The sequence below is a fragment of the Limnospira sp. PMC 289.06 genome, from assembly GCF_032350395.1.
Taxonomy (GTDB): domain Bacteria; phylum Cyanobacteriota; class Cyanobacteriia; order Cyanobacteriales; family Microcoleaceae; genus Limnospira; species Limnospira platensis.
The window spans coordinates 26,435-52,872 of record NZ_JARPLC010000021.1 but is presented as its reverse complement, the minus strand read 5'-3'; the positions used below and the strand labels follow the sequence as shown (position 1 = coordinate 52,872).

The 26,438-nt window shown below is 42.9% G+C and carries 15 protein-coding genes and 1 pseudogene; 11 read left to right on the top strand and 5 right to left on the bottom strand.

Translation table 11 applies throughout. The annotated features are described in order from the left end of the window. Nucleotides 1-284: 284 nt before the first annotated feature. The 3 genes from P5674_RS07180 to P5674_RS07170 form a co-directional block, all read right to left on the bottom strand. Nucleotides 285-1,175 carry an NF038130 family PEP-CTERM protein gene (locus P5674_RS07180; RefSeq protein WP_006618320.1) on the bottom strand — a complete coding sequence of 297 codons (891 nt, stop codon included), beginning with the start codon at nt 1,173-1,175 and terminating at the stop codon, nt 285-287. Nucleotides 1,176-1,667: 492 nt separating this feature from the next. Next, nucleotides 1,668-2,867: an LL-diaminopimelate aminotransferase gene (locus P5674_RS07175; RefSeq protein WP_006618319.1), complete on the bottom strand. Its 1,200-nt coding sequence runs from the start codon at nt 2,865-2,867 to the stop codon at nt 1,668-1,670. Between the two features lie 48 nt (nt 2,868-2,915). Then, nucleotides 2,916-3,245, bottom strand: coding sequence for a thioredoxin family protein (locus tag P5674_RS07170; RefSeq protein ID WP_006618318.1), 330 nt, complete (start codon nt 3,243-3,245; stop codon nt 2,916-2,918). Between the two features lie 60 nt (nt 3,246-3,305). Here P5674_RS07170 and P5674_RS07165 point away from each other — a divergent pair, with 60 nt between their 5' ends. The 9 genes and pseudogenes from P5674_RS07165 to P5674_RS07125 all read left to right on the top strand — a co-directional run bounded on the left by P5674_RS07165 (nt 3,306) and on the right by P5674_RS07125 (nt 20,035). Next, nucleotides 3,306-3,428: a hypothetical protein gene (locus tag P5674_RS07165; RefSeq protein WP_286131363.1), complete on the top strand. Its 123-nt coding sequence runs from the start codon at nt 3,306-3,308 to the stop codon at nt 3,426-3,428. Nucleotides 3,429-3,514: 86 nt separating this feature from the next. After that, a pseudogene (locus tag P5674_RS07160) lies at nt 3,515-4,275 on the top strand (zinc ribbon domain-containing protein). Between the two features lie 196 nt (nt 4,276-4,471). Continuing rightward, a complete protein-coding gene (glpX, locus tag P5674_RS07155) occupies nt 4,472-5,509 on the top strand; it encodes a class II fructose-bisphosphatase (RefSeq protein ID WP_006618316.1) in 1,038 nt (345 codons plus the stop codon). A gap of 135 nt (nt 5,510-5,644) precedes the next feature. Beyond that, the gene (locus P5674_RS07150; RefSeq protein ID WP_006618315.1) at nt 5,645-6,943 is read left to right on the top strand and encodes a glutamyl-tRNA reductase; all 1,299 of its coding nucleotides are present in this window, start codon (nt 5,645-5,647) and stop codon (nt 6,941-6,943) included. A gap of 272 nt (nt 6,944-7,215) precedes the next feature. After that, complete coding sequence (locus tag P5674_RS07145) at nt 7,216-9,942, top strand: valine--tRNA ligase (protein WP_006618314.1); 2,727 nt, start codon at nt 7,216-7,218, stop codon at nt 9,940-9,942. 187 nt (nt 9,943-10,129) lie between these two features. Beyond that, on the top strand, nt 10,130-11,530 hold the full coding sequence (locus P5674_RS07140) for an AAA family ATPase (RefSeq protein WP_006618313.1): 1,401 nt from the start codon (nt 10,130-10,132) through the stop codon (nt 11,528-11,530). Then, entirely contained in the window at nt 11,530-12,150 is a 621-nt protein-coding gene (locus P5674_RS07135) for a hypothetical protein (protein WP_006618312.1), read from the top strand. Before P5674_RS07140 ends, P5674_RS07135 begins: the two co-directional genes overlap by 1 nt. A 297-nt stretch (nt 12,151-12,447) precedes the next feature. Beyond that, a complete protein-coding gene (locus P5674_RS07130; RefSeq protein ID WP_190490281.1) occupies nt 12,448-16,032 on the top strand; it encodes an AAA-like domain-containing protein in 3,585 nt (1,194 codons plus the stop codon). A 463-nt stretch (nt 16,033-16,495) separates the two neighbouring features. After that, nucleotides 16,496-20,035, top strand: coding sequence for an AAA-like domain-containing protein (locus P5674_RS07125; RefSeq protein ID WP_315669894.1), 3,540 nt, complete (start codon nt 16,496-16,498; stop codon nt 20,033-20,035). A gap of 46 nt (nt 20,036-20,081) precedes the next feature. On the opposite strand, the gene P5674_RS07120 is transcribed toward P5674_RS07125, so the two are convergent. Next, nucleotides 20,082-20,750, bottom strand: coding sequence for an L-threonylcarbamoyladenylate synthase (locus tag P5674_RS07120; RefSeq protein ID WP_014275406.1), 669 nt, complete (start codon nt 20,748-20,750; stop codon nt 20,082-20,084). A 135-nt stretch (nt 20,751-20,885) separates the two neighbouring features. Between P5674_RS07120 and larC the strand changes: the two genes are divergently transcribed. Further along, nucleotides 20,886-22,148, top strand: coding sequence for a nickel pincer cofactor biosynthesis protein LarC (gene larC / locus P5674_RS07115; protein WP_190490277.1), 1,263 nt, complete (start codon nt 20,886-20,888; stop codon nt 22,146-22,148). Nucleotides 22,149-22,200: 52 nt separating this feature from the next. Here the strand turns inward: larC and uvrA are convergent, their stop codons facing one another. Continuing rightward, the gene (gene uvrA / locus P5674_RS07110; protein ID WP_006616468.1) at nt 22,201-25,104 is read right to left on the bottom strand and encodes an excinuclease ABC subunit UvrA; all 2,904 of its coding nucleotides are present in this window, start codon (nt 25,102-25,104) and stop codon (nt 22,201-22,203) included. Between the two features lie 63 nt (nt 25,105-25,167). On the opposite strand from uvrA, the gene P5674_RS07105 reads away from it, so the two are divergent. Further along, complete coding sequence (locus tag P5674_RS07105; protein ID WP_006616467.1) at nt 25,168-26,265, top strand: RuBisCO large subunit C-terminal-like domain-containing protein; 1,098 nt, start codon at nt 25,168-25,170, stop codon at nt 26,263-26,265. Nucleotides 26,266-26,438 lie beyond the last annotated feature (173 nt).

Sequence of the window (26,438 nt, the reverse complement as noted above, 5' to 3'; positions counted from 1 at the left end):
GGCGGAGCGGATAACTAGGGACAAGGGTACGTGGGGCTGGTTGGTTGGCTGATAGTCTCGGATCGAATAGGCCACATAACCAGGGGCTATATTATTGGACGGGTGACTCATATATATAGAGAGGGAGGGAGGTAGTGACAGACGAGAATAGTGACTTCCCGAGGATACAGACAAGTAAAAAGCCCAAGTGGTAGAGAAAAAGACTCTGATCGAAGTCAACTCTCTACCACCGGGCTGGTTGTAAATAATGATATGGATGCTAGTTGTAGCTAACAGGAAGCTAATTAGCTATTTTTCCGAGACTTGCGGGAAGAGGCTGCAAACAAACCGCCAACAGCCATCAGACCTAACATAGTGGAAGGTTCAGGAACAGAAGGCACGTTACCTGTAGGAATGTAGACTTTGTAAAGGCCGTTGTGGGAAGTTCCATCAGTGTACTCAGTTAGTCCAGTAGCAGTAGCACTGAAACTCCACAGATAATCAACTACTCCGTTATATTCATACCTGAGAATTTCACTAGCCTGCCAACCTGCAAACCAGCTTCCGTAGACATTACCTAAGTCCATATGTCCGGCTAAACCGATTTCAATGCCGTTGCTGTTACTGTTGATGTAGGAGATGTTGGGGTCGCTGGCGCGTTCAAAACCATACATACCGAAAAACGAATTAAAGGCATTTCTTCTACCGATTCTTCCTAAATCAGGTTGGTAGTTGTCCAATAACTCACCAAACCAGCGGTTAGCTAAGTTGTCAGAGCCATATTGGTTCGTGAAATTACCATCAGCAGTTGTGAACCAGTCGAAGGCGTTGAGACTACTGATAGTCAGGGTTTGACCGTTAACTTCACCAATCAGGCTGGTTCTTGCACCACCATAGAAAGATGAGTTATAGTCCCACCCATACATACTTTGATCATTAATGTGACTGCTGGAGAACAATTCAATGTTACCGCCGGGAGTTCCGTCTAGCTGGCGCAAAATGTCGTCGATGTTTGCAGAAGGGTTTGCATAGGTTTGGTCAACTAAACCGTCACCAGTAGTGTCTCGGGCATCGTAGAGGATATAGTCGTTACCTTCAATTCTGAAGTTTTGGGCTAGGACAGGAGCGGCGACTATTGCGGTCATACCGGCGGCAAGGGAGGCACTAACTAAGAATTTGTTGATAAGTCCAGCCATGATTGAAGTCTCCTAAAGTTAATAGTTGAGGGTTGAGTTAGTCCTTTTGGGGAAGCTGTAATCAGCTTTACCTGAAAAGGGATTTTGTTTAATTATTATTAGTTTTTCGTAGATGACACCGCTTTTTTCATCGGTTTCGCGCTTTTAAGTTAGGGCGCAGAGTCTTTAATATAGACATAAATTTAACGCCTGCTGTTTTTTGACTCTGTGTTCATTATAGTTGACGGTCTGGGAAAAGTCTATAAAGGTTCTGTAAAGTTATGGTGATTTTATATAAAGTTATCGGCAAATTTGATGGTGTCTAAGATTGGTCTGATGATGGTTAAAAATACTCCGTATTTCTACGAAAAATTACAGTTTTTTGGGGGTGATGTTTAAGAGATTGATCGGTATATTTAAAGGGGGCCGGACTCGATGAAACCCAGAGTAGTGCTGGGAATTGTCGAGAACCGGCCCCTATCATTAGTTGTAGTAAGTTAGGTGTTAGCTGGTTTAGGGCTGGTGGGACTGCAAGAATTGGGCAATCCGGTCTACGGCGACTTTTAAGACTTCTGGGGGATGAACGAGAGCAAAGCGGACATATCCTTCGCCGGATTTGCCAAAGCCAACGCCGGGAGATACGGCGACTCCGGTTTGTTGGACTAATTGGGCGCAGAAGCGGATAGAATCTTGACTCCAGGGTTCGGGGAGTTTTGCCCAAATGTAGAGGGTGGCTATGGGGGTAGGTACATCCCAACCGATGTCATGGAGGGCTTTAACAAAGACATCGCGCCGCTCTCGGAAGGTATCAACGGTGTAGCTAATTAATTCTTGAGGGCCGGTTAAAGCAGCGATCGCACCATTAAGAATGCCACGATACTGATTAAAGTCGATCGCCGCCTTGACCTGTCGCAGAGCGAGAATCAATTGAGGATTTCCGACGGCGAAACCGATACGGAAGCCTCCCATATTATAGGACTTGGAAAAGGTAAAAAACTCTATGGAGACGGTTTTCTGGGGGTCTGCTTGCAAGATAGAGGGGGCAATGGCATCATTATTGACGGCATTGCCTTCTGGGAAGACAAAATCCCCGTAGGGGAAATCATGAACGAGGACGAGATCATTTTTTTGACAGAAGGCTACGGCTTCCTGAAAAAATGATAAGGGAGCGATCGCGGTTGTGGGATTATGGGGATAACTCAAGACCATCATTTTGGCTTGAGACAATACGGCTTGGGGAATTTCCTCAAACTTGGGCAGGAAGCCATTTTCAGCCAACATGGTCATGGGGTAAATTTGTCCGCCAGCTATATATACTCCGCCGGCGTGGGAAGGATAGCCCGGATCTTGTAATAGGGCAAAATCTCCGGGGTCAAGAATAGCTAAAGGCAGATGTCCTGTTCCTTCCTGACAGCCTATGAGTTGGAGAACTTCGGTTTCCGGGTCAACTGGCACGCCATACTTTTGGGTGTACCAGTGAGCGGCGGCATCTCGAAAATCCTTAGTATTGCGGAATAAAGCGTAACCGTGGGTTGTAGTATCGTCGAGGGAGTCCCGAATGCGATCGATAATGTGATTAGCCACAGGTACATCAGAAGAACCCAAAGACAAGTCAATCAGATCTTGTCCGGCGGCCAATGCTTTGGCTTTGGCTCGATCCATATCAGCAAATACATTAGACCGTAGAGGTTCTAGTCGCTTAGAAAATTGCATAGCATTCAACTCCGACGCAAACGGGACTCAATAAGAGATTTACAGATTCTACAGGTGAGGGTCAATCCACTCAATTAGTTTGTCTTTGGTAATTGCTCCCTCAAAGGAGGCGATAATTTCTCCGCCCCTAAATAGTCTCAAGGCTGGGACTCCTTCCACTTGACAGAGTTTAACTGCTTGGGGGTTGGGGTCGATTTCTAGTTTAACTACTTTTAGGCGATCGCTGTAAGTATTTGCTACAGCTTCGACGGAGGGGGAAACCAAACGACAAGGGCCACACCAGCCAGCCCAGAAGTAGGCTAAAGTCGGCTGTCCAGTATTACCTAGGACTTCGGTTTCAAATTGGGAGTCTTGAATGACAATGACGTTGCTACTCATTAAAGCTGCTCGGCTAGTACGACTTCCTGATCACTAATTAGATTACCATAGTGCAAAATTGTGACGAGGGCAGTCCTGAATGGGGGTGCGATCGCCCAAATGCAACAAAATTTAACTTTTGAGGGGGACAGAAGGGTGGGAGAGTCGGCGGAGGGTGATTTACCAAAGATCCTGGGTCACTAGCCCGGTCGCTTCGGCTTTGCTCAACAAGCCTTGTAGGACGGCTTTTTATGTTATACTATTATGCTTAGGCGTGTTGTCCCATATAAATGATTGTACTGGAGTTTAAAGCCAAAGGGAAGTCAAATCACGTGCATTACCATTGATGAGGCGATCCGAACTGCTCAGTTCATCGGCAATAAATAAAGCGATCGGTTTCTGGATGGATAATTCAGGAATTGGACAGAATAATTTGTATGGTCTAGGGCAAAACACGCTCGAGATGAATTTCCTTTTGCTAAAAACTTAAACTCCAGCGCCTGTCAAGCGTCCATTGAAAGAGCATATTCGGCAATAAGGAGGTTCTACGAGAACTGCCGGAAAGCCATTCGAGGAAAGAAAGGTTTTCCCAAGTTCAAAAAGAACAGCCGTTCAGTTGAATACACAACTTGTGGTTGGAAGTTATCAGAAACTCGTAATCAAATCACCATTCCCGTCGATTAATGATGCAAGTTGGTATCAGTTCAGGAAGCTAGAGTATTTTGGGGTGAAGTTTGGCAAGGTGACGGTTGCGGTTAACCCGGCTTATACTTCCCAAGAATGCTCTAACTGTGGTGCAGTGGTCAAAAAAGCCCTATCCACTCGAACTCATGTTTGTCAATGTGGGTTAAACTTGGATCGGGATGGGAATGCTGCGCTCAACATCCTGTTCGCGCAGCGTTGCGCAGCAAAGTCAGCCTTGTGTACGCTAGGGCATAGCGGAACATGGATCTTATACCCGAACGCTTCAGGAGATTCGACCTATACTATGGCTGGAGCAATCCTGTCAAAGCAAGTTGGGTCTATGAATGAAGAATCCCCTCGCCTTTAGGCAGGGGAGTGTCAAGATTTGTTAAGATTATTAAGAGGATTTCAATTCCCTGCATATAGGCTCTCAATAACCTGATAGACTTGAACACTGGGAGTGCTTAGGGACGGGTTCACGAATAACGGGCGTGCAAATCGAGGCTGTTTACTGAACCCACCCTTACAATCAGGCAATCTCAGATGTTGGGAGGATAAAACTCGTGGATAACGCTATTGGTTTAGAGATTATTGAGGTAGTCGAGCAAGCGGCGATCGCTTCGGCTCGATGGATGGGTAAAGGCGAAAAAAATACCGCCGACCATGTGGCTGTGGAAGCCATGCGCCAACGGATGAATCAAATTCATATGCGCGGTCGTATCGTCATCGGTGAAGGGGAGCGCGATGAGGCTCCTATGCTCTACATTGGTGAAGAGGTAGGTATCTGCACCCAGGAAAATGCGGGGGCATTTTGTAACCCAGAAGAATTGGTAGAAATTGACATCGCGGTTGACCCCTGCGAAGGAACTAACCTGGTAGCCTACGGTCAAAATGGCTCGATGGCTGTGCTGGCTATTTCTGAGAAGGGGGGACTTTTTGCGGCTCCTGATTTCTACATGAAGAAACTAGCAGCCCCTCCGGTAGCTCGTGGTCATGTTGATCTTAACAAATCAGCTACAGAAAACCTCCAGATTATCTCGGACTGCATGGGTCGCGCGGTTGAGGAATTAGTGGTTGTGGTTATGGATCGCCCCCGCCACAAGGAACTGATTAAGGAAATTCGGGAAGCTGGTGCTAGGGTTCGTCTGATTAGTGATGGGGATGTGTCTGCAGCTATCTCCTGTGCTTTCTCTGGAACTAATATTCATGCTCTGATGGGTATTGGTGCGGCTCCTGAAGGGGTGATTTCGGCTGCGGCTATGCGCTGTCTGGGAGGTCACTTCCAAGGACAATTGATCTATGACCCAGAAGTTGTCAAGACTGGTCTGATCGGGGAAAGCAAGGAAAGCAACATCGCTCGCTTGAAAGAGATGGGGATTGAAAATCCTGATAAGGTCTATAATGCGGAAGAACTGGCTAACGGCAGAACTGTTCTATTTGCTGCCTGTGGTATTACTTCTGGTACTCTGATGGAGGGGGTTCGCTTCTTCGGTGGTGGGGCTCGGACTCAGAGCTTGGTAATTTCGTCTCAGTCGAAAACAGCTCGCTTTGTAGATACTATCCATATGTTTGAGAAGCCGAAAAATATTCAGCTTCGCTAGTTTCCCCAGTGGAAACGGGATCAGGGAAATTGCACAGATTTTGGTGAATTGATGTGAGTTGACAGCAGAAACACCGGAGATGGCTTCGACCTGATCCCATACACTAATAAAAAAACCGAAACACTAAACCGTTTTATGAATATTGCAGTCGTAGGTCTTAGTCACAAAACGGCTCCAGTTAACGTCCGTGAAAAACTCAGTATTCCAGAACCTCAGATAGAAGGGGCGATCGCCAGTTTGTTGAGCTATCCTCATTTGGAAGAGGTGGCGATTCTTAGTACCTGTAATCGCTTGGAAATCTATTTGGTCACAGTTGAGGCTCAACCGGGAATTAGGGAAGTAACCCAATTTCTGTCGGAGTCGAGTCAACTAACCCTGGCTGAACTGCGTCCCCATCTATTTACGCTTCTCCATGATGATGCGATTATGCACCTAATGCGAGTGGCGGCGGGATTGGATAGTTTGGTTCTGGGAGAAGGACAGATCCTCGCCCAAGTTAAGCAAACTCACAAGTTGGGTCAGCAATACAAGGGAATAGGGCGCATTCTCAATCGTTTATTTAAACAAGCCTTGACGGCTGGGAAACGGGTGCGGACAGAAACTAGCATTGGTACGGGGGCGGTTTCTATTAGTTCTGCGGCTGTGGAATTGGTGCAGATGAAAGTGGAGGATCTGTCTGATTACCGAGTGGCTATTGTTGGGGCGGGTAAAATGTCTCGCCTATTGGTACAACATCTGCTCTCTAAGGGGGCTAACCACATCTCTATTATAAATCGTTCGTTAAAGCGATCGCAAGAGTTGGCGGGTCAATTTAGAGAGGCGGATTTGAACTTGTGTCCTCTGTCGGAAATGATGGCTGTTGTGGCTAATTCCGATATCGTCTTTACTAGCACAGGTGCGACGGAACCGATTTTAGATAGAGCTAAATTAGAGGAGACTTTAGCCCCTAACCAGTCTCTAATGTTGGTTGATATTTCTGTTCCTCGCAATGTGGCGGCTGATGTCACGGAGTTACCAGGAATTAAGGCGTTTAATGTGGATGACTTAAAGGCGGTGGTAGCCCAAAACTATGAAAGCCGCCGGAGAATGGCGCTGGAGGCGGAGGTTCTTCTTGAAGAAGAAGTGGAAGCCTTTGATGTCTGGTGGCGGAGTTTGGAAACAGTCCCGACAATTAACTGTCTGCGCGATAAGATTGAAGGGATTAGAGAACAGGAACTGGAAAAAGCGTTATCTCGTTTGGGATCGGAATTTGCGGAAAAGCATCAGGAGGTGATTGAAGCCCTGACTAGGGGTATTGTCAATAAAATCCTTCATGATCCTATGGTACAATTGCGATCGCAGCAGGATATTGAAGCCCGCCGCCGGGCTATGCAAACCCTGCAAACTCTGTTTAACCTTGACCCAGAAGCAGTATCTGGTCAACAGTACAGTTAGACTCTCAAGATTACCAGTCCCCCCCATCCTCCATTAAGGGGGTTCGGGGTGGGTCTGGGCTGCCAAGACAAGAGGAGAGGAAAAGCAGGTAGGCGGGGCTGAATAGGATTGGGAAGGCGGTTAAGATACTTCCCATGGCGATATGGTAGCGGCTAGGATGACGGCGAAGCGCGACGATAACTAATAATCTAATCATCTACTGTAATTTAAGCCTTGATGTGGCAAAATATTTAGGAACGAGCAATCAGCTTAAACTGTCGATATAATCTGCTATGACTGCAACTATTCCCACCCTAGCACCCCAATACGACCCTTTCTCCACTGAAGCCAAATGGCAGCAATACTGGGAACAGAAGCAGGTCTTTAAAGCAGACCCTAACCATCCCGGTGAACCCTACTGTATCATGATTCCGCCTCCGAACGTGACGGGAAGCCTGCACATGGGTCACGCTTTCAATAATTCTTTGATTGATGCGTTAATTCGCTATCATCGGATGCGTGGTTATAATACGCTATATTTGCCGGGAACTGACCACGCTAGTATAGCAGTACAGACTATTTTAGAGCGACAATTGCGAGAAGAAGGTAAAACTCGCTATGATTTGGGAAGGGATAAGTTTTTAGACCGGGCTTGGCAGTGGAAACAAGAGTCGGGTGGTAAAATTGTTAATCAATTGCGACGTTTGGGGGTGTCCTGTGACTGGACTCGTGAACGGTTTACGCTGGATGAAGGATTATCAAAAGCGGTAATTGAAGCGTTTGTGCGTTTATATGAAGATGGCTTAATTTATCGTGGGGAATATCTGGTTAATTGGTGTCCCGCCAGTGAGTCGGCGGTGTCGGATCTGGAAGTGGAAAATAAGGAAGTTAATGGCAAGTTATGGCATTTTCGCTACCCTCTGAGTGATGGTAGTGGGTTTGTGGAAGTGGCGACTACTCGCCCAGAAACTATGTTAGGTGATACGGCTGTGGCGGTTAATCCTAATGATAAACGCTATCAAAATTTGATTGGGAAAACTCTGACTTTACCAATTATGAATAGGGAAATTCCTATTATTGGTGATGAGTTAGTTGATCCAGAATTTGGGACGGGCTGCGTTAAGGTTACTCCCGCCCATGACCCCAATGATTTTGAGATGGGTAAAAGGCATAATTTGCCGATGATTAATATTCTAAATAAAAATGGTTCTTTGAATGAGAATGGGGGAGAGTTTGTCGGACAAGATAGGTTTGTGGCGCGCCAAAATGTGGTGAAACGTTTGGAAGCGGAAGGGTTTTTGGTGAAAATCGAAGACTATAGCCATTCTGTACCTTATAGCGATCGCGGAAAAGTTCCGGTTGAACCGCTATTATCTACTCAGTGGTTTGTCAAGATTAGACCGTTGGCTGATGGGGCTTTGGTATGTTTGGATAATGACCATAGCCCTAATTTTGTCCCCCAAAGATGGCAAAAAGTCTATCGTGACTGGTTGGTGAAATTAGAAGATTGGTGCATTTCTCGTCAACTGTGGTGGGGACATCAAATTCCGGCTTGGTATGCGGTTAGTGAAACTGGGGGAGAAATTACTGATGATACTCCGTTTATTGTGGCGCGGACAGCAGCAGAAGCCCAGGAAAAAGCGATCGCTTCCTTTGGAGAAGGGGTAAAACTTCAGCAAGATCCTGATGTTCTCGATACCTGGTTTTCCTCTGGTTTGTGGCCGTTTTCGACTTTGGGATGGCCGGAAAAAACGGCAGATTTGCAAACCTATTACCCGACGAATACTCTGTCTACGGGGTTTGATATCATCTTTTTCTGGGTGGCTAGAATGACGATGATGGGGGGATATTTTACGGACAAAATGCCTTTTCAAACGGTTTATATCCATGGGTTAATCCTGGATGAAAATGGCAAAAAGATGTCGAAATCAGCGGGAAATGGTATCGACCCTTTATTGTTGATTGATAAATATGGGACTGATGCGCTGCGTTATACTTTAATGCGAGAGGTGATCGGTGCAGGACAGGATATCCGTTTAGAGTATGACCGCAGCAAGGATGAGTCGCCGTCGGTGGAGGCTTCCCGGAATTTTACTAATAAACTCTGGAATGCGGCCCGGTTTGTGTTGATGAACCTGAAAGGACAAACTCCGGCACAATTGGGAACACCTAATTTGGAGGAGTTGGAATTAAGCGATCGCTGGATTTTGTCTCGGTTTAACCAAACTGTCAAGCAAACTTGTGATTATATGAATGCTTACAGTTTAGGGGAAGCAGCTAAAGGCTTATATGAGTTTATTTGGGGTGATTTTTGCGACTGGTATATTGAGTTAGCCAAGTATCGTTTACAGGGAGATGGCGGCGTTTCTCAGAAAGTAGCCCAGCAGGTACTCGCCTACATTTTAGAAGGCATTTTAAAGCTATTACATCCTTTTATGCCACACATTACCGAGGAAATTTGGCATACTTTAACCCAAACCGGGGAACAAGATTGTTTGGCGGTGCAGACTTATCCAGTATTGCAAGAACAGATGATCAGTTCCGACTTAGAAACCGATTTTGATTTAATTATCGGCACAATTCGCACTCTCCGAAATTTGCGCGCTGACGCTGATATTAAACCCAAAGTCAAAGTTACGGCGATTCTGCAAAGTGAAAATGCCAAAGAAAGGGAGATTTTGCAACGGGGAGAGGTCTATATTAATAAAATTGCTGGGGTGGATAACTTGGTGATTACAGAAGCATTAACGGGAAATGAAGGTCAAACTATCGCCGGGGTGGTGGGTACTATTCAGGCCTTAATTCCTTTGGCTGGGGTGGTTGATTTAGAAGCCTTGAAGCAGCGGACCGAGAAGAAATTGGCAAAAATTCAGAAGGAAATTGATAGCTATACCAAGCGTTTAAGTAATCGTAATTTTGTCGATAAAGCTGACCCCCAGGTTGTACAGGGTGCGCGAGATGCTTTAGCGGAAGCTGAGAAACAAGCGGAAATTCTCCAAAGCCGTTTGAGTGGTTTTTAGGGTTTTCCTAACTGTGGGGAATTTTCCCCACTTACCATCATCTGGGTTAAGTTTAACTAATATATACTGGCAAAGTATTTTGGATTTCCAAGGATTGTTAACAGATGCAATCCCGGAGGCTGAGACTCCCAAGACCCGTACCATAGCAGAGTCATAAAAATCTAAAACTCTCACACTTAAATTATTCATGAAAATCAAGGTTCAAAATTTAGGTGTTATCAAACAAGCCCAACTAGAATTAGGAGATCTAACGATTATTTGTGGGCAAAATAACTCTGGGAAAACTTATGTGACCTATGCTTTGTTTGGATTTTTATCGACATGGAGAGATGGCTTTGAGGTGGAAATTGCCAATGATATTATTGACCAGATTTTAAATCAAGGATTGGCGACGATCAACCTCCTAACTGATATTGATTCCCCAGAAAAAATCCTATCCCAAGCCTCCCAAGCCTACGCAGACAGTCTGGGGGAAATCTTTGGGACAAACGGAGCCAGGTTCGCCCAGACAACCTTTGAAGTTTTTTTAGATTTAAATAGAGATTTTTTTGATGATGGCTATGAAACCAATATAGGAGCCAGAGGTTCTGATCAGCAAATCTTTTCACTAATCAAACCTGTAAATAGCCCAGAATTGACGGTTACACTCCTAGCCACAAAGGAAAATCTGAATTTTCCTCGACAAATCATCAATAAAATTATTAGTGATTCGATTAAAAATATCCTGTTTTCTCGATTTTTTCCGCGTCCTTTTATCGCGAGTGCGGAAAGAACAGGTGCGGCTATTTTTCGGAAAGAACTCAATTTTGCCCGTAATCGCCTCCTAGATGAACTGAGCCAAGTTGAAGGGGAAAAAGATAGGTTTCAACTGCTGCTTTCTAAGGGGTATGGAGATTATGCGTTGCCGATTCATAAAAATGTTGAGTTTCTGCGTAATTTAGAGGGAATATCTAAACGCAGCAGTGATTTAAGCGAAATCAATCCTGGTATTTTGGATGATTTTGATGATATTATTGGCGGTCGTTATGTGGTGACCAAAAATGATGAACTCTATTATATTCCTATGGGTAATAAAAAAGCTCAGTTAACGATGGATGAAAGTTCTAGCGCAGTTCGTTCTTTACTGGATATTGGCTTTTATTTAAAACATATTGCCAAAATCGGTCAATTACTAATTATTGATGAACCCGAACTAAATTTGCACCCGGAAAACCAACGTCGAATCGCTCGTTTAATTGCTCGGTTAATTAACAGTGGCATCAAAGTATTGATGACGACCCACAGTGATTATATTGTCAAGGAATTGAACACCCTAATCATGCTCAATTCCGATAAACCCCACATTCAGAAAATCGCTCAACAAGAAGGCTATAAACAAGATGAAATTCTCGATGCTAGTCGTGTTAGAGTTTATATCGCGGAAGAAGCCCTTGTTCAACTACCCGGTAAATCGAGGCGGAGTCGCTGCCAAACGTTAACTGTTGCCAAGATTACACCGGATTTCGGTATAGAAATTTCCAGCTTTGACACTGCGATTGAAGCCATGAATAAAATTCAAGAAGCGATCGTTTGGGGAGAAGAGTTCTAGTGTGGAAGAGAGATTATAAAATTCTGTCAGAGTTAATTGATGAATCAGCACAAATTAAAGCGATCGCTCTACCCTATAACAGTCGAGAAGTAATCCTAACTGAAGCAGATCAAGATGTTAAATATTCCATTAAAATTAAGGGATTTCCACCAGAATTTTTCATTATTAAATCCGATAAGTTTGCACCACCAGTAGGATTTATTCAAGGATTACAAGGAGAATGCAAACGTTCAGATTATATCATTTTGGTTAACATTTTGCTTAACCAAAAATCACAAAAAACAGCTATTTTTTTAGAACTCAAGCGAGGCAACCCAGATAATCAAGATATTATTAAACAACTTAAAGGTGGTTTTTGTCTATTTAAATATTTGCAAAAAATCGGGCAAGTTTTTTGGGGAAAGCCTGATTTTCTCAAGGATTATGATATTAAATTTGTGGTGATTAAAAATATACCCATGCCAGGTAATTTGAATAAACGTTCATCACAATTCAAACGAGAAAATCTGGTGAAGTCCCTTAAAATAGACGGTGACAATATAGAAGAAATACCGAAGCACTATTTATCGGTTAAGCATCAGAAAGAAATTTATTTCCGAGTTTTCTTAGAAAAAGCATGATTTGAGATGCGATCGCCTCAATACCAGTAACCTCAAATACTTGACGACAGAATGGAGGTTTTGCTATACTGACGGAAATCGCTTCCGAGGGGTTATTGTGCCTACACCCAAAAAAAAGCCGGAAACCCTATATAGATCGTGAAATATTAATATTTTGTGGCTACAATTTAAAATGGCGATGCACGAGTTTTTGAGGATTTAGTCCAGGCTGAAAATTAGGCTATTGACAAAATAGACATTTTATGAAATTACCGTTGTGGTGGGCTAATAATTAACTATAATTATCGATATAATCTCATGATACTTGAGTCCCAATCAATTTATCAAGTTGGTGGTAGCCTTCATAGGGACTCACCGACCTATGTGGAGAGGGCGGCGGATAGGGAACTCTATCAAGCCTTGAAATCCGGGGAATTTTGCTATGTTCTCAATAGTCGTCAAATGGGTAAATCGTCCCTGTTGGTGCGGACTTCCTATCGGCTACAACAGGAGTCGCTGAAATGTATCAGCTTAGATATGACTTGTATTGGTAGTGAAAATGTGACACCTTTACAGTGGTATAAAGGGATTTTAACATTTTTATGGACAGGTTTTAAGCTGACCAGTAAATTTCCACTGAAAAGCTGGTGGAATGAACGAGAAGACCTATCTTTATTGCAGCGTTTAAGTCAATTTATTGAAGAGTTATTAAAACATTTACCAGACGAACACCTGTTTATATTTGTGGATGAAATCGATAGCATTTTAAGTTTACCATTCCCGGTGGATGATTTTTTTGCTTTCATTCGTTATTGTTATAATGAAAGGGCTGTTAATCCCGAATATAATCGGATTACTTTTGCGATTTTTGGAGTAGCTACACCTTCGGATTTAATTAAAGATAAAAATCGCACGCCGTTTAATATTGGGAAAGCTATACAGTTATCAGGATTTACTTTAAAGGAAGCTGAACCTTTAATGACAGGTTTAATTATTCCGGGTAAAAATTCTCGTCGTTTGCTGAAAAGTATATTAAATTGGACGAGAGGACAGCCTTTTTTAACTCAGAAAATTTGTAATATATTATGTGTGGAGATATTGAAAGAAGGTAAACATAAGTTCTGGGAGTCTAAATCCGAAGAAAAGATTATCTATAAAATTGTTCAAGATTACATTATTGATAATTGGGAATATCACGACGAACCGGAACATTTACGAACTATCTCTAATCGGTTATTAGATAATCACAAAACTCTGGCAAATTTGCTAAGTCTTTATCAGCAAGTTTTAATAGGTATAATAGTTGAAGCTGATGGTAGTGCTGAACAAACGGAATTAATTATGTCTGGCTTGGTGATTAAATACCATAATTATTTAATTGTGAAAAATAAGATTTATAAAAGCATTTTTAATCACGATTGGGTAGATAAAAAGTTAAGTAATTTACGACCCTATTCTCAAACTCTTGAAGCCTGGGTGATTTCTGGTAAAACTGATGAATCTCGACTGCTGCGAGGACAGGCTTTCAAAGATGCTCAAAAGTGGATGGTAGGTAAGGTTTTGAGTCCGGTAGATTATCAATTTTTAAATGCTTCGGCTGAACTGGAACAAATGCAAGTTAGACAGCAACTAGAAATTGAGCGATCGCAAGCTATTGCCAACCAATTAAAAGAACAGCAAATCAGATTATTAGAGCAACAAAAAAATGCCCAAAAACAAAAACTTTTTATAGGAGTTTTAACTATTGGTTTTGTGATAAATTCTCTGTTGGTATTTCAGACATTTAATTTATATATGAGAGCTTCAATTAATGAAAAACAAGCTAGAATTAACGAAATTAGTGCTGTTTTAAATTCTGCAAATACTTTATTCACTCAAAATTATCACTTGGATGCTTTATTGTCGGCTTTAGCAGCACATCAAAAAATTGCAACTATAAAATCACCTAATCCCGCCATTATCGAGAGGGTAAAGCAGACGGTTAGCCGGGCATTTTTTAGGGCTGATGAGTTCAATAGAATTGTAGCCCATGACCATTTGATTTGGCGAGTTACTTTCTCTCCTGACGGTGAATATATCGCTACTAGCAGTAATGATAATACTATTAAACTCTGGGATAAGCGAGGTAATTTATTACAGGTTTTTGCTGGTCATGAAGGGGACGTTTTTGATGTGGCTTTTTCCCCAGATGGTCAATTTTTAGCCTCAGCGAGTTTAGACAAAACGGCTAAGATCTGGACTGTTGATGGTAATTTAGTTACTACCCTAAGTCTCCATAAAAATGGTGTCAGGGCGATCGCTTTTTCTCCAGATGGTCAGACCATAGGAATAGCTAGTCAAGACAAAACAGCGCAACTGTGGCGACGGGGTGACCAGGGATGGGTTGATGCTTATCTTCACCTGACTTTAACAGGTCATGATGATGCTGTAGAGGCGATCGCTTTTTCTCCAGATGGTCAAAATATCGCCACCACTAGCAAAGACCACACCGTGAAACTATGGGGAATAGATGGCAGTCTAGTTAATACCTTTAGCGGACACCAAAACCCGGTCTGGGACGTGGTATTCTCCCCCGATGGCAAAACTATCGTTTCTGGTAGTAATGACGGTACAGCTAAAGTGTGGGGACTTGATGGCAGTCTGATTACTACTTTACCCTCCCAGGAAGGTTGGGTTTGGTCTGTGGCTATTAGTCCTCCCGATAGCATTATCCGCCGTTTAGGTATTGTTTTCGCCACTGCTGATTTAGCTAATAATATTAAGCTGTGGGATATAGATGGTAATTTGCTATACACCCTAGAAGGTCATCAACAACAGGTCTGGAATGTTAGCTTTAGCCCTGATGGTAAAACGCTGGCTTCGGTAAGTAATGATAAAACTCTTCGACTCTGGGGTTTTGAACACCCTAGCCTCACTATTTTGAGGGGACATAATAGGGGTATTTTAGATGCGGTATTTTCTGAGGATGACAGTTTTGTGGTAACTGGTAGTGATGATAAAACTCTCAGAATTTGGCGACCTAATGGGGAGTTATTACAGACTATTCCTACTAGCGACGGGGGAGTTTTGTCGGTCAGTGTTGCTTCTCAATATCAAATTTTGGCTACTGGTAGCTATGACCAAATCATTCAACTGTGGCAAATTTCCCCTGACGGAACCAACATAACTTTACTAAACACTTTAACTGAACATACTGGACCTGTTTGGTCGGTGGCTTTTAGTCCCAATGGTGAATTTCTGGTGAGTGGTAGTGGTGATAGCACTATCAAACTTTGGAATAAAGACGGGGTTTTGCTCAAAAGTTGGTCTTCACAGGGACAGACTATCCGCACGATTGCTATTAGCCGAGATAATCAGTTAATTGCTTCTGGTGGTAGTGGTGGAATGGTGAAAATTTGGGGAGTTGATGGTAGCCTGAAAGGGGAACTAAGTCCATACCACAGGGGAACTATCTTAGGCTTAGATTTTTCTCCTGATGGTCGCTTTTTGGTTTCTGCTGCTGAAGATGATATGGTTATGCTGTGGGATATAAATGGCAATCTAATTAATGATTTTAAAGCTGATCATCATGATATTGTATCGGATGTGACTTTTTCCCCAGATAGTCAAATACTGGCGACAGCGGGGACAGATGGAAGTGCGAAAATTTGGACTCTTGATGGTGAAAATTTGGCGATTTTTAATGGTCATCGTACCCATCAAACTCGGGTTTTGTCGGTGAATTTTAGCCATGATGGTCAACGGTTAATTTCTACTGATATTGATGGGGTGGCTATCCTGTGGAATATTAAGGATTCTATTAATTATCAAACAGTGCGTAATTATGCCTGTGACTGGATACGGGATTACTTACAAATTCATGCCGACACTGAAAATGGCGATCGCCAAATATGCCAAAATTGAATATATCCGGTTTTGGATACCCTGACCCACAGCCTTTAAATACCCCAATCAATAATTTTTACTAATATCTTCATCAAAAGAGTTTTAATTTTCAAAATAATGTTAAGATTTAATACAATTTAATTGATAACTTCTCTCAAATACTTGACGACAGAATGGGGGTTTTGCTATGCTTATATAAATCGCATCCAATGGCTTATTGTGCCTACACGCCCAAAAAAAGCCAGAAACCCTATATATATCGTGAAATATTAATATTTTTTGGTGAAAGTTTAAAATTGCGATGCACGAGTTTTTAAGGATTGAGCCAGGGTCAAAAATTAGCCTCTTGACAAAATAGCGATTTTGTGCGTATCATGCTTTGTTTACAAAAATTGAAGATAAAGCTGTTGATTATTTTATTAATTGTAAGAGGAATTGCAAGAGTGAGATAATTATCAGAATTGACGATGAGATTTTAATTATGATAACTGAATATCGGTCAATTTATCAAGTCGGAGGTAGTCTGCATACCGACTGTCCTAGCTATGTTAAGCGACAAGCAGATACAGACCTGTATGAAGCCTTGAAGCGGGGAGAGTTTGGTTATGTTCTCAACTCTCGTCAGATGGGTAAATCTTCTCTGTTAGTGCAAACCCGCCACCGTTTACAAGCAGAAGGAATACGTTGTGCGACGTTAGACATGACGGTTATTGGTAGTGAAGATGTTACCCCAATGCAGTGGTATAAGGGAATTTTTGTAGAACTTTGGCGAGGGTTTGGGTTATTAAAATCTATGCCATTTAAAGTATGGTGGAAAGAACAAGGCGAACTTTCATTGGTACAGAAATTAAATCAGTTTATAGTTGAGGTTTTACTGCCAACTTTTCCCCAGGATATATTTTGCATTTTTATTGATGAGATTTACACTATTTTAAGTTTACCATTTCCGGTAGATGATTGGTTTGCATTTATTCGATTTTGTTATAATCAAAGGGCAACTGAGGCAGCATATCAACGGTTAAATTTTGCGATTTTCGGGGTAGCTAATCCCTCCGATTTAATTAGAGACCGCACCCGAACCCCTTTTAATATTGGCACAGCGATCGCACTTTCGGGGTTTACCCTAGAGGAAGCAAAACCCCTACAAAAGGGATTAAATGTTCCGGGTTTTAATGGGGAAATTTTGCTGCAAGAAATCTTAAACTGGACAGGAGGACAGCCGTTTTTAACTCAGAAGTTATGTAATCTCATATATTACCAATATCATCAAGATATTAATCCGCTAAATCTTGGTCAAATAGCATCGGAAAAAGAGTTTATAAAAACATTGGTGATTAACCAGATAATTACTAATTGGGAAAAGCAAGACGAACCGGAACATTTACGAACCATTAGAAATCGAATTATTAGCAATCCTCAAATCTGCTCAAGATTATTAGGTATTTATCAGAAAATACTCCTAGAGACCGAAATACCCTTTGATGGTAGTCGGGAAGAAACGGAGGTTTTACTATCGGGATTAATTGAAAAATCCGGGAGTGTGCTAAAAGTTAAAAATCCCATTTATGAGCATATTTTTAACTTAGAATGGACGCAAAAACAGCTAAGTTTACTACGTCCCTATTCCCAAAACTTTGAGGCTTGGATAGCTTCTTGTCAAACAGATGATTCTCGACTTTTACGAGGTCAAGCCTTGTTAGAAGCGCGAAATTGGGCGTTAGGAAAAAGTTTAAGTGATGGTGATTATCAATTTTTATCAGCTTCGGAAAAATGCGATCGCGCTGCTATGCAACAGGCTTTAGAAGCGGAAAAATTAATCGCGGTAGAAGCGAGACTTTTAGAAGAATATAAAAACTCAAGACTACAGCGGCGACTGTTAACCACCGTAGTTTTATCACTATTGTTCTCCCTAGGGTTAGCTGGTTTAGCTTACTCCCAATATCGTCGAGCGATCGCCAGCTACGAAATCACCAAAGTCCGAGAAATTGAGGCCCTAATTTCCGCCACAGAGGGTCAGTTTTTATCACAAAATAGCTTCAATGCTTTAATTAATGCTGTACGGGCAAAAATGAGGATTAAGGATGTCAAAAATCCCGATTATAATATCCAAAATAAAGTAAATTCTGTCTTGATTCAATCTGTTTATGGGATGAATGAATATCATAGTTTTGGTCGTCAGGAAGACCGAGTTTGGTCTTTAGATTGGAGTAAAGATGGTGAACAGATAGCGATTATTACCCGCACTAATTCTCAAGATGTTGACCGAAGGGATAAAATTATTGCAGAAAATAATCAGATTATGATTTTTAATCGGCGGGGAAAACTACTGAATATTATCCCAAATTTTGCCTATGAATTACGAACTATAGCTTTTTTCCCAGACGGCTATATAGCCACGGGACACAGCAATGGGGAAATCAGAATTTGGTCTAATGAAGGTGATTTGGTGTTCACGTTTTCCGCCCATGAGGAAGAAATATGGGATCTGATAATTCGGGAGCAAGACACCATAGCCACTTCTAGCACTCGTGGTTCTATAAAACTTTGGCGCAGAGATGGCACTTTATTAAATGAATTTGTGGGTCATACTCAAGTGGTGAAAAAGATAGCCTTTTCTCCAGACGGTAACCGCCTGGCTTCTGTGAGTGATGATGGTACAGTGAAACTGTGGGACATAACAGGAGAATTATTAGCTGATTTTGAACATTCTCAAGAACCTGTGGAGGCTTTGGCTTTTTCTCCTGATGGTCAGTATCTAGTGGCTGGAGGTCATAATAGAGAATTGAAATTATGGTCTATTAATGAAAGGTCTGCTATTGTCCTCGGAAAACATGACAATAGTATTAGGACTGTGGCTTTTTCTCCTGATGGTAATATAATTGCTTCTGGGAGTTGGGATCAGACTATCCGTTTATGGAGTCCTGACGGTAGACACCTGCAAACTTTTGTTTCCCATACTGCGCCGCTTACTCAACTCGCCTTTAGTCCTGATGGTGAAACTCTGGCTTCTGCTGATTTCAATGGGGAGGTTAAACTATGGAAAGTTAAGAGTCCGTTTTTGACTGTGTTATCAGGACATGAAACCCATCTGCGGAGAGTAGCTTTAACTCCAGACCATCAGCAAGTTTTCTCTGTTAGTTGGGGTGGAGAAGTTTATCGCTGGGATATGCAGGGTCGTTTACTGGGAAGACTAGAAGGTCATGATAAGGGTGTAATTGGTCTAGGGGTTTCTCCTGATGGTGAAATTGTGGCGACGGGTAGCTGGGATGAAAGTATTCGCCTCTGGAATATGGAGGGAGAGTTATTAAAGGTGATCAATAATGCTCATTCTATGGGGGTAAATCAATTAGCTTTTTCGCCAAATGGTGAGGTGATAGCTTCGGTGGGAAATGATAAGAAAGTGAAATTGTGGAGTCGAGTTGGGGAGTTTATACGGGAGTGGGAATATTCGGAAGTGATTACGGGGGTTGCTTTTAGTCCTGATGGTAAAATGGTGGTTACGGGTAGTGAGGATAAGGAGGTCAGAGTTGTATATATAGACGGGTCTGGGACGCGGTTAATTGGTAATCATCAGGGTAGTGTTTGGGGGGTGGCTTTTAGTCCCCAAGGTGATATGATTGCTTCTGCTAGTACAGATAACACGGTCAGATTATGGTTTTTAGATGGTAGAAAATCGATAGTTTTGCATCATCAGGGAATTGTTGATCACGTGGCTTTTTCGCCAGATGGTGAGATGATTGCTTCGGCTAGTTGGGATGGCACTATTCAACTTTGGACTAATGAAGGGGTGAAACTTAAAACGTTAATCCGACATCAAGGACCAGTGCGGACTGTGGCTTTTAGTAATGATGGGAAATGGATTATTTCTGGGGGAGATGATCATAAGGGGATTATCTGGAATGTGGCTGAGATTATGGCTTTGGATGAGTTGAGTTATGCTTGTTATGTCATCCAAGACTACCTTAATTATCACCCGGGATTAAAGGATGAGGAAAGAAATTTGTGCGATCGCTTTAATTAAAGTGGGATGAAAGGTTAACTTAGCCCCTAAAATTGGGGCTATTGGGCTATTCTTCTGGCAGATCCCAATCAGCGATCGCCTCCCATCCTTTTCCGCGCCGCACCAGGACAGGATCATCAGCACTTAAATCAATAATTGTCGAGACTTGATAATCCAAATCAGCGCCATCATCAACAATAATATCAACCAAATTCTCCAAGGCATCAAAAAGCTGAAACTTATCATAATTTTGGGGAATTTTCCGAATTAAAGCCGAGGGTTCATCTTCTTCTTTAATATGTGCAGAAGTAGAGATGACCGGATTTCCTAGAGATTCCAAAATCGCTAAACACACGGGATGATCAGGAACCCTAATTCCGGTGGTTTTCCGCTTAGGTGACATGACCAATTTGGGCACTTGTTTAGTGGCGGGAAGCACAAAAGTATAACTCCCCGGAATCAATTTTTTGATGGTGCGATAAGCCTCGTCAGTAACTATGGCATAATCGGCAATATTGGATAAGGATGAACACAAGAAGGTGAGAGGTTTATCATTGGAAATCTGCTTAATTTGTCGTACCTTTTGGACTGCAGATTTAACGGTGAGGTCGCAACCGATCGCATAAACAGTATCAGTAGGGTAAAGCATCACCGCCCCACGTTTAAGGGCATCGTTAATTTGTTCAATGGTGCGTTTTTGAGGATTTTGGGGATGAATTTCGTACAGAGTAGCCATATAATAAAGTCCATGAACTCGAATAATTATCGAACAATTAAAGTTTAAAGTCAGAATGACGATCTGATCATGCCCAATTTTTGAGTAAAATAACTTTAAACTAAAATCGATACCACTTAAACCAGACCGCCGAAAATGATCAATATAGCCTACCTTCAATGCCCCACTGGAATAGCTGGGGATATGTGCCTCGCCGCCTTAGTTCATGCCGGGGTCCCTCTGGAGTATCTCACGACACAGTTAGAAAGGCTGGGAATGGCTGAGGAATATCGGCTATGGGCTGAAAAGGTAACTCGCCAGGGTCAACAAGCGACGAAGGTTCATGTAGACCTAACTCGCCACGATCATCACACTCGCCACCTACCAGATATTGAAGCCATTATCAAGGCTGCAAAACTTCCCCCAAGGGCAGAAAACATGAGTTTAGCTGTATTCCGCAAGCTGGCGGAAGCGGAAGGGGCGGTTCATGGTATTGACCCGGAAAAGGTACATTTTCACGAAGTGGGGGCTACAGATGCGATCGTGGATATTGTCGGAACCTGTTTGGGGTTGGACTGGTTAAAAATCGATCGCCTCTATTGTTCTGCTTTTCCGGTAGGTGGGGGCACATTCCGGGCTGCCCATGGAATTTTGCCAGTACCTGCCCCTGCTGTTCTGAAACTCTGGGAAATGCGTAGTGTTCCAGTTTATAGCAATGGCATTGAACGAGAATTAGTTACCCCAACGGGGGCGGCGATCGCTGTAACTTTGGCTACAGAATTCGGACCGCCACCGCCGATGATTCTGCAACGGGTGGGACTAGGGGCCGGTTCGTCAAATTTTCCCATCCCTAATATTCTCCGCCTATGGTTAGGGGAAACTGAGGACACAGATAAACCCAAGGCGGAAAGTCATGGTTTGGGGGGGACTTTCCATGATCATGATGAGGAAATGGTGGCGGTATTAGAAACTCAAATTGATGACCTTAGCCCCCAAGCGATCGCCTATGCTTCTCAGGCTTTATTATCGGCGGGGGCGGTGGATGTTTTTGTGCAACCTGTGACGATGAAAAAGTCTCGCCTTGGGGTATTATTAACTGTGATTTGTCACCCGGAAGCTGTGGATACTTGCCGGAATATTCTGTTTGCAGAAACCACTACTTTAGGGATTCGTCAAAGTTGGCAATGTCGGACTATTCTTAACCGCGAATTACAGACGGTTGACACTGAATATGGTTTGGTGAGAATTAAGGTGGCTTTTTCAGGCGATCGCATTATTAATGTGCATCCCGAATATGAGGACTGCGCTACCCTCGCCCAACAGCATCAAATCCCCTGGTTAGATATTCATCAAAAAGCCATACAACATTGGCAGTTAATACAACAACAGCAAGCCGAATCAATTGCTCCTCAATTATAAAGGATTTCTGGCTAGTTTGTCAACCCCCAAATCAAGGGGGTTTCTGTTTGTCCTAGGAAGTTGTTAAGACTTGTTTTAAATAAATTCCGGTGTAGGAATGGGGGTTATTAGCGACATTTTCAGGGGTTCCGGTGGCGATAATTTGACCACCGCGATCGCCTCCTTCGGGTCCCAAGTCCACCACCCAATCAGCACAACGAATCACATCTAAATTATGTTCAATCAAGATAATAGAATTACCCTTATCGACCAACCTTTGTAAAACATTCAATAACTGATGAACATCATAAAAGGATAAACCGGTAGTGGGTTCATCAATTAAATATAGAGTTTTACCAGTAGCGCGCTTTGACAATTCAGAAGCCAATTTAACCCGTTGTGCTTCTCCCCCAGAAAGGGTAGGCGCGGGTTGTCCTAACTGAATATAACCCAAACCGACATCAACCAAAGTTTGCAGCCTAGTGTTAGCGCGGGGAATGTTTTCAAAGACTTTTAAAGCCTCGTCAACCGTCATATTCAAGACATCAGCGATAGAATAGCCTTTATATTTAACCTGGAGAGTTTCCCGGTTATATCGTGCGCCTTTACATACTTCACATTGAACATAAACATCAGGGAGAAAATTCATTTCAATCACATTTACGCCCTGTCCGCCGCAGGCTTCACAGCGTCCGCCTTTAACATTAAAAGAAAACTGTCCTGGCTTATATCCCCTAGCTTTCGCCTCAATGGTTTCTGCAAATATTCCTCGGATAATATCAAACACTCCGGTATAGGTAGCGGGGTTAGAACGTGGAGTGCGTCCAATGGGAGATTGATCAATGACAATGACCTTATCTAAAGCATCTAATCCCCGAATTTTATCTAATTGTTTAGGAAAGGCAATTTTCCCGTAAAAATGATGTTGGAGGGCGGGATATAATAAGTCATTAATTAAGGTAGATTTCCCGGAACCTGATACACCAGTAATACAGACAAATTTACCGAGGGGTAATTCAACATCGATATTTTGCAGATTATTACAATGGGCGTTTTGGAGAAATAGCGATCGCCCATTTCCGGGACGGCGACTGGTGGGAGTTTCAATTTTTTTGCGTCCAGAAAGATAAGCACCCGTGAGGGATTTTTCAGTAGTTAATAAAGTTTTAAAATCTCCTTGGGCGACAATTTCTCCCCCATTAACTCCCGCCCCCGGACCGATATCAACCAACCAATCAGCGGCGCGGATAGTTTCCTCGTCATGTTCAACTACAATTAAGGTATTGCCTAAATCTCGCAACTTTATCAAGGTCTTTAATAGTCTGCCATTATCCCGTTGATGTAAGCCAATACTAGGCTCGTCTAAGACATATAAAACACCGGTTAAACCCGCGCCAATTTGAGTAGCCAATCGAATCCTTTGGGCTTCTCCCCCAGACAAGGTAGACGCGGATCTAGCGAGGGTCAAATAATCCAAACCGACATCTATCAAAAACTGTAATCTTGCCTTAATTTCCCGTAAGACTAAATCCCCTATTTGGGCTTGGCGATCGCTCAATTGTAGCTGATTAATTTTAGCCAAACAATCCCGAATGGAAACCTCTGTTAAATCTGCTATATTATACTGTCCCAAATAGACAGATAGCGCCTCTGGCTTCAATCGTTTACCGTGACAAACTTCGCAGGGCTGGTCAATCAAATAAGGTGCTAATTTCTGCTTTTGCGCCTCGGAACCTGTTTCCTCATATTGTCGGAGTAACATGGGAATTGCACCGAGATAGGGGCGGTAATAACTGCGACTTTCTTGGTAGCGGGAATCAGTTTCTATTAAAATGGGTTCCTCACTCCCATAAAGAATAATATGCTGTTGTTCAGATGTCAGTTTTTTCCAGGGTGTCGAAATCTCGAAATCGAAGGCTTGGGCGACACTATGAAGTAGGGATAAATAAAAGGAATTGTCCTTATCTGACCAAGGGGCGATCGCATTATAAACAGGTTGTGAAGGGTCAGGAATAATCAATTCTGGGGAAAAAGTCCGCCAGTGTCCCAAACCATGACAAGCCGGACAAGCGCCATAGGGAGAATTAAAAGAAAATAGACGGGGTGAAAGTTCTTCCATAACCGCGCCATGTTCAGGACAAGCAAAGTTTTCGGAAAAGACCAATTGCTGAGGTTTGGGGAAGTTTTCTTCTGGTGATATATTGAGGTTATCCAAAATCTGAATAATGGCAATACCTTCGGAATGGCGTAAACAGGTAGTTAAGGAATCAACTAAACGTTCCTGTAAACCTGGTTTTACAATGAGTCTATCAATGACAATTTCAATATCATGGAGATGATTTTTATCTAAGTCTATATGGTCAGACAATTCGAGAATTTCCCCATCAATTCTGACCCGGACAAAGCCTGAAGATGCTAAACTAGATAAGAGTTTGCGATGAGTGCCTTTTTTCCCTCGGACGACAGGCGCAAGAATGAGAAACTTAGTGCCTTCAGGAAGTGCCATAACTTGATCGCACATTTGGTCAATAGTTTGGGGGGCAATATTGCGATCGCATATAGGACAATGAGGGGAACCCGCCCGACCAAATAATAGACGTAAATAATCATAAATTTCGGTGACTGTTCCGACGGTAGACCGAGGGTTATGGGAGGTAGATTTTTGGTCAATAGAAATGGCGGGACTCAACCCCTCGATCGCATCAACATCAGGCTTATCTAATTGTCCTAAAAATTGTCTCGCATAGGCACTAAGGGACTCGACATAACGCCGTTGTCCTTCGGCAAAAATGGTATCAAAAGCGAGGGAAGATTTCCCAGAACCTGAAACGCCAGTAAATACAATGAGGCGATCGCGGGGAAGTTCCAGATTGATATTTTTGAGGTTATGTTGTCTCGCGCCAATAATTCTAATAGTGTTCAGACTAGCGGGGGATATGGTAGATTGGAGATCGGAAAATTTCGCAGGTTTAGCCATTAGGTTAAGGTAGGATAATACAATAATCAGAGAAGTGATAATTTGAGGGCTAGGAATTTATCTATGCTTAGAAGTATCGAGGTAGACTATCGATTTCCCCCGGGAATAGATCCAGAACGTCAAGGGAAAGTTATCGCCATTGGACAAACAGCGGGAACTTGGGATGCACGTTTTCAACACCGGGAAGAGGTGATGCGATCGCATTTAGGAGAGGTGATCAATATCCAAACTGATAATCAAAAATATAGCATTGTTACCATTGCTTTTCCAGAGGCTAATGTAGAAAACGATATCCCCAGCCTACTAACGATGATTTTTGGTAAATATTCCATGGCGGGTAGTGGAAAGGTAATTGCAGTCCGGCTGGGGGAAAATTACGGGAAACGCCCCAAACTAGGAATTACAGGAATTCGCGATCGCCTGGAGGTCCCGAAGCGACCCCTAATTATGGCGATTTTTAAACCCGCCTTGGGGTTGTCCGCCGCCGACCACGCGGATATTTTGGAACAGGTGGCTTTTGCGGGATTAGACCTAATTAAGGATGATGAAATCCTGCCAGACTTGCCCACAGCGCCCACTCTTGAACGCTTAAAGGCTTGTCGAGGGGTGTTAGATAGGGTGAGAAGCGAAACGGGTCGCAACGTCCTCTATGCGGTAAATATCACGGGTTCTGCGATCACCTTAATCGAAAAAGCGAGGACTCTAGTTAAGGCGGGCGCAAATGCCCTATTATTAAATGTCCTAACCTACGGATTTTCGGTATTGGAGGCGATCGCCAGTGACCCAGAAATCAATGTTCCGATTTTTGTGCATCCTGCGTTTGCTGGTAGCCTCTGTGCATCACCGGATCACGGTTTAGCTTATTCTGTGGTTTTGGGGACTCTCATGGCCCATGCTGGGGCGGATGCGGTTTTGTATCCAGCCCATTATGGTAGTTTACCGTTTGACCCCACGGAAGAAGCCAAAATTCGGGATACTTTGCGATCGCGTAATATTTTCCCAGTCCCTTCTGCTGGTATCCATGCGGGAATTATTCCCCAGGTTTTAGCCGACTATGGCAATGATGTTATTCTCAATGCTGGAACTGGTATCATGGATCATCCAGATGGTCCCGCCGCTGGTGTTCAAACCTTCAAGGAAGTAATAATGGATAATTTATAATTGATATTGATAATGGATAATCGTAGGGGCGGGTTCCGCAGTTAATTAGAAGATCCACCGACCATATTAATAAACCCGCCCCCCCACCCGGTAATTAATGGATAATGGATAATTGTAGGGGCGGGTTCCGCAGTTAATTAGAAGACCCACCGACCATATTAATAAACCCGCCC

What these genes read in the sequence shown, in the direction of transcription:
- P5674_RS07170 (WP_006618318.1), bottom strand. Translation starts at nt 3,245, where the DNA reads ATGAGTAGCAACGTCATTGTCATTCAAGACTCCCAATTTGAAACCGAA.
- P5674_RS07140 (WP_006618313.1), top strand. Translation starts at nt 10,130, where the DNA reads ATGAAAATCAAGGTTCAAAATTTAGGTGTTATCAAACAAGCCCAACTA.
- P5674_RS07120 (WP_014275406.1), bottom strand. Translation starts at nt 20,750, where the DNA reads ATGGCTACTCTGTACGAAATTCATCCCCAAAATCCTCAAAAACGCACC.
- uvrA (WP_006616468.1), bottom strand. Translation starts at nt 25,104, where the DNA reads ATGGCTAAACCTGCGAAATTTTCCGATCTCCAATCTACCATATCCCCC.
- P5674_RS07145 (WP_006618314.1), top strand. Translation starts at nt 7,216, where the DNA reads ATGACTGCAACTATTCCCACCCTAGCACCCCAATACGACCCTTTCTCC.
- P5674_RS07125 (WP_315669894.1), top strand. Translation starts at nt 16,496, where the DNA reads ATGATAACTGAATATCGGTCAATTTATCAAGTCGGAGGTAGTCTGCAT.
- P5674_RS07180 (WP_006618320.1), bottom strand. Translation starts at nt 1,175, where the DNA reads ATGGCTGGACTTATCAACAAATTCTTAGTTAGTGCCTCCCTTGCCGCC.
- P5674_RS07130 (WP_190490281.1), top strand. Translation starts at nt 12,448, where the DNA reads ATGATACTTGAGTCCCAATCAATTTATCAAGTTGGTGGTAGCCTTCAT.
- P5674_RS07150 (WP_006618315.1), top strand. Translation starts at nt 5,645, where the DNA reads ATGAATATTGCAGTCGTAGGTCTTAGTCACAAAACGGCTCCAGTTAAC.
- P5674_RS07175 (WP_006618319.1), bottom strand. Translation starts at nt 2,867, where the DNA reads ATGCAATTTTCTAAGCGACTAGAACCTCTACGGTCTAATGTATTTGCT.
- P5674_RS07105 (WP_006616467.1), top strand. Translation starts at nt 25,168, where the DNA reads ATGCTTAGAAGTATCGAGGTAGACTATCGATTTCCCCCGGGAATAGAT.
- larC (WP_190490277.1), top strand. Translation starts at nt 20,886, where the DNA reads ATGATCAATATAGCCTACCTTCAATGCCCCACTGGAATAGCTGGGGAT.